8 protein-coding genes are annotated in these 3,572 nt (G+C 38.2%); 4 read left to right on the forward strand and 4 right to left on the reverse strand.

The features are described 5' to 3' along the window. Positions 1-429 precede the first annotated feature (429 nt). A complete protein-coding gene (locus ACFIKX_RS03870; RefSeq protein ID WP_375628912.1) occupies positions 430-957 on the forward strand; it encodes a Rha family transcriptional regulator in 528 nt (175 codons plus the stop codon). Here ACFIKX_RS03870 and ACFIKX_RS03875 read toward each other — a convergent pair. Then, positions 904-1,128 carry an Arc family DNA-binding protein gene (locus tag ACFIKX_RS03875; protein ID WP_375628914.1) on the reverse strand — a complete coding sequence of 75 codons (225 nt, stop codon included), beginning with the start codon at positions 1,126-1,128 and terminating at the stop codon, positions 904-906. The genes ACFIKX_RS03870 and ACFIKX_RS03875 overlap by 54 nt on opposite strands. 75 nt (positions 1,129-1,203) lie before the next feature. Here ACFIKX_RS03875 and ACFIKX_RS03880 point away from each other — a divergent pair, with 75 nt between their 5' ends. Genes ACFIKX_RS03880 through ACFIKX_RS03890 form a run of 3 tightly spaced genes read left to right on the forward strand, consistent with a single transcriptional unit; the run spans position 1,204 to position 2,436 of the window. Then, positions 1,204-1,407: an Arc family DNA-binding protein gene (locus ACFIKX_RS03880; protein WP_004859798.1), complete on the forward strand. Its 204-nt coding sequence runs from the start codon at positions 1,204-1,206 to the stop codon at positions 1,405-1,407. After that, positions 1,400-2,161, forward strand: a complete 762-nt coding sequence (locus ACFIKX_RS03885) for a phage antirepressor KilAC domain-containing protein (protein WP_375628915.1) — start codon at positions 1,400-1,402, stop codon at positions 2,159-2,161. The genes ACFIKX_RS03880 and ACFIKX_RS03885 overlap by 8 nt, the downstream gene beginning before the upstream one ends. Continuing rightward, complete coding sequence (locus ACFIKX_RS03890) at positions 2,158-2,436, forward strand: hypothetical protein (protein ID WP_375628917.1); 279 nt, start codon at positions 2,158-2,160, stop codon at positions 2,434-2,436. The genes ACFIKX_RS03885 and ACFIKX_RS03890 overlap by 4 nt, the downstream gene beginning before the upstream one ends. A 48-nt stretch (positions 2,437-2,484) precedes the next feature. On the opposite strand, the gene ACFIKX_RS03895 is transcribed toward ACFIKX_RS03890, so the two are convergent. The 3 genes from ACFIKX_RS03895 to ACFIKX_RS03905 form a co-directional block, all read right to left on the reverse strand. Continuing rightward, on the reverse strand, positions 2,485-2,766 hold the full coding sequence (locus tag ACFIKX_RS03895) for a type II toxin-antitoxin system YafQ family toxin (protein ID WP_375628921.1): 282 nt from the start codon (positions 2,764-2,766) through the stop codon (positions 2,485-2,487). Further along, the gene (locus ACFIKX_RS03900; RefSeq protein WP_039757918.1) at positions 2,753-3,016 is read right to left on the reverse strand and encodes a type II toxin-antitoxin system RelB/DinJ family antitoxin; all 264 of its coding nucleotides are present in this window, start codon (positions 3,014-3,016) and stop codon (positions 2,753-2,755) included. Before ACFIKX_RS03900 ends, ACFIKX_RS03895 begins: the two co-directional genes overlap by 14 nt. Before the next feature lie 124 nt (positions 3,017-3,140). Then, positions 3,141-3,350 (reverse strand): hypothetical protein, encoded by a 210-nt coding sequence (locus tag ACFIKX_RS03905; RefSeq protein WP_375628919.1) that lies wholly within the window; start codon positions 3,348-3,350, stop codon positions 3,141-3,143. Positions 3,351-3,572 lie beyond the last annotated feature (222 nt).

The raw sequence follows: 3,572 nt of genomic DNA on the forward strand, positions 1-3,572 counted from the left end.
TAATGCTTCGCTTTTTCCAGAAAAAATACAATAAAATCAATTCAAAAGGTACTTCCCAGCGGGTTGGCTTCATTGCGGGGCAGGCGAGCGCAAACTATCGCTAGCGACAGAATTTTCAAATTGACTGTACATTGTACACTTAACTTATTGATAAATAACAATTTCAGTATGTTACTGTACAATATGGGATTATTTTTTAGAAAAAGTTTTTTATCACTTGACAAGACAGTATCATTATATCTATTGTCGAATCGGGTGCCTAGAAAACACCTTAAAATACCAAGCGGATTGGTTGCCGAAATAATCAGTCTTCTGAACATTAAAGATTTTGACTCATTATATGCTGTAGCATATAACGGTCTTGTCGGGTGTAGTTACACTATACAATACCCTCACNGATAGAAAACCTCTATTACCAAGGAGTTCACAGTGAACACACTTATAGAAATTAAAGAAAGCACTGCTAATAGTGCTGTTACTCAGACTATGTCTAGTCGTGAAATTGCTGAGTTGTGTGGTAAACAACACGCTCATATCATGCGTGATATTCGGCAAATGTTAGGAGAACTATACCCTGAAGGGAGTCAATCCAAATTTGGATCCACCTATTTAGATAAACAAGGTAAGCCTCAAAACTGTTATAACCTACCCAAACGTGAATGTTTAATTCTTGTTTCGGGTTACAGCACTGCCTTACGAGCAAAAATCATAGACCGCTGGCAAGAATTAGAACAACAAGTAGCCACACCACAAGTTGACTATTCGAAACCTGAAGCATTACTTGGTGTCTTAAATCACTTACAAAGTCAAATAGAACAGAAAGACCATGTTATTGCCGAATTAGCATCAAAAGCAGAAGCGCTTGAAGGCTTAAAGCGTTTTGAGGGGGCTATGTGTGGCATCTTATTTTTTTTTATTCACGAGTGGTTGTTCAAGGAGCTTTTTGAGATCTTCTGAATTCATTGCCAGTAGGTGATTTAATGTAACGGTAGTGCGGATAGAATCTTCTAAACGAGCAAGAATTTCACCCGTAAGGCTACGATGATTTGCTTCCGCAAGCTCTTCCAATTGATTTTTCAGTTCAATTGGAATGAGAAATTTAAATTGCACACGATCTTTTTTTGTCATGCACCTAAAATATACCTAAAATACACTTGACACAAGGTACCTTTATGGTACTGAATATGTGCATATGGAGGTAAAATGAAAACGATCCAATATAAAATAAATATGCCACATACATTAAAGGAGTGGTTGTTTAATCGGGCGACTGAGAATGATCGCTCTCTTTCATCTGAAATAATTAACATTCTCAAAAAAGAAAAAGCGCTAGAGCATAAGTCCGCAAAAACTCTCTCTAACGCTTTACATCTAACTAACCTGAAAGAGGTCAATTACAATGAATAATAGCACATACTCACCTACCAATAAAGACAAATTAATCAAATTACGAGAAGTCGAAAACGAGCCTCGTGTTCGCGATGTGGACTTAGCAGAAAAATTAGGGTTTGTTCGTACACGTGACGTTAGAAAATTAATTACAAGAAATATGCAAGAAATAGAACGGTTTGGGAGGTGCGCCACTGTGGCGCACGTAATAAAGGGCAATAACGTAACAGAATATTGGCTTAACGAAGAGCAAGCGTTATTGATTGCGACATTATCGAATACAGAAAAATCTTCTCAAGTCCGTTATATGCTTATTAAGTTATTTGTTGCATGGCGTAGGGGCGAGATAAAGCAATCCTATGTTCAATCGATCGACTACTCCAGTCCAGCAGTAATGCTTGGTGTCTTAACGCATTTAAAAGATGAAAACGAGCGGAAAGACAATATCATTGCTAAATTAGAACCAAAGGCAAAAGCACTTGATGGTTTAAAGCGTTCTGATGGGCTGTTCGGTTTGATAGAAGCCGCAAAGATGCTTGAAGTGCGACCTAAGGATTTAACCAATTACTTGCGTAAAAATGATTGGGTCTATCGACGTGCTCCAGGAGCACCTCTGTTGCCTTATCAGGACAAGATCAAGAAAGGATTCATGGATTGCCCTGCTATTACTATCCAAAGACCTGATGGTACAGAAAAGGTACTCCCTTCAACGAAAATTACCTCCAGAGGATTAGCATGTTTAAGAGAACAAATTCATGGAGGTGTGCAATGAAAATAGATACCAACTTCTTATGCGATTTGTGGATGGCATTATCTCAATTTTCTAATGATGAAAATGTGAGCGACAAAGATTGTAGTGCTCTGGTTCAAACTATGAATGCAATAGAAAAGGTTCTAGTTTTAAAACTTCAAAATGACGTGCCTAATATTACAAAGATCTTGGCAATTCTTACAGATTTTGGAGCTTCAGAATTACCGCATAGCATGGATTCCTTGTTGCGCGCTTATGAACCAAATTTCGAGAGCCCCATTAAAAAAGTTGCTTAAATTCAAAAAACAGAAATCCCCTCTCCGTTCTCAAAATGGGGAGGTGATCTAAAGATCAAGTTGTGAATGAGAGCCTAGACGCACTAAAATCAATCGGTCTTGATCAATCAAGCGATAAATCAACACTAGATCAGGTCGAATATGACAATCTCGGTAATTATTCCAATTTCCAGTCAATGCATGATCACGGTACCGTATCTCTAGAGGTTGATCATTTGCTAATGCTGTGATGACTTTGCGTAAATCAGTATCTAAAAGATGCCGATGTTGCCCTTTCATTTCACGCTTAAAATCACGTTTGAAAATGGTGGTACGTTCAATCGTCCGCATAAAGATCATCAAATAATTCGTCTACGGAATGAAACTTTTTTAAATTGCCTTCATCAAGTTCGGCAAAAGCCGCTATGGTTTCTGCATTGGGTTGAAACAAAAAAGAAGGAATAGCTTTATCTTGCGCAATACGTGTCATCAACACTCTCACGACATCACTTACTGACAAACCAGAGGCTTGAATAACTTGACTAGCGACATTTTGAATTTCTTCCGGTACACGTGCCTGAACCATGCGACTGGTAGCCATAATGACTTCTCCTCTCTCAACTGTATTTCAATGTAATACAATTGAAGTTTAATTTCAACTGTAAAGCATTGTTTTTAGAGTGGGGAGGTGGTTATCTTAACAACCGCTTGCTTTTTTTAAGACTTCACCCACATTTACGGCGCTCTTCTGTTACAGACTTTAAAAAGGAGGCTGGTAAAACGCCTTTAGCTGGCTTTAAGCGTGCAAGCTCTTCATCTGTCAATGGTGGAGAATCCACAGCTTCTAAATCTTCTTTTGTGTAGCCACATCTTATCGCAAAGTTTTTTTTAAAAGCCAACAATTCTTGTGTAATTTGGAGTGTATCTGTTTTCATACCGGAATATATACCGGATTATACCCGATTGTCAATCATTCGTAACACCGTAAACTCTTACTTCTTATGGCAGAGAAAAAGCAAGGAGCAACTATGAATAAGAAGAATCGTAAGGGTCTATCGGTTCGTGCGTTTGCAAAAAAGATGGGTGTTTCACATAATGCGGTGGTTTCTCGGATAAAGACAGGTAAATTTGATGCGGCTCTTTTTGAAGATGGTTCT

Origin of the sequence: Bartonella sp. CM86QHHN, from assembly GCF_042194695.1 — a bacterium.
Lineage (GTDB): Bacteria > Pseudomonadota > Alphaproteobacteria > Rhizobiales > Rhizobiaceae > Bartonella.

What these genes read in the sequence shown, in the direction of transcription:
- ACFIKX_RS03875 (WP_375628914.1), bottom strand. Translation starts at nt 1,128, where the DNA reads ATGACAAAAAAAGATCGTGTGCAATTTAAATTTCTCATTCCAATTGAA.
- ACFIKX_RS03885 (WP_375628915.1), top strand. Translation starts at nt 1,400, where the DNA reads ATGAATAATAGCACATACTCACCTACCAATAAAGACAAATTAATCAAA.
- ACFIKX_RS03905 (WP_375628919.1), bottom strand. Translation starts at nt 3,350, where the DNA reads ATGAAAACAGATACACTCCAAATTACACAAGAATTGTTGGCTTTTAAA.
- ACFIKX_RS03895 (WP_375628921.1), bottom strand. Translation starts at nt 2,766, where the DNA reads ATGCGGACGATTGAACGTACCACCATTTTCAAACGTGATTTTAAGCGT.
- ACFIKX_RS03880 (WP_004859798.1), top strand. Translation starts at nt 1,204, where the DNA reads ATGAAAACGATCCAATATAAAATAAATATGCCACATACATTAAAGGAG.
- ACFIKX_RS03890 (WP_375628917.1), top strand. Translation starts at nt 2,158, where the DNA reads ATGAAAATAGATACCAACTTCTTATGCGATTTGTGGATGGCATTATCT.
- ACFIKX_RS03900 (WP_039757918.1), bottom strand. Translation starts at nt 3,016, where the DNA reads ATGGCTACCAGTCGCATGGTTCAGGCACGTGTACCGGAAGAAATTCAA.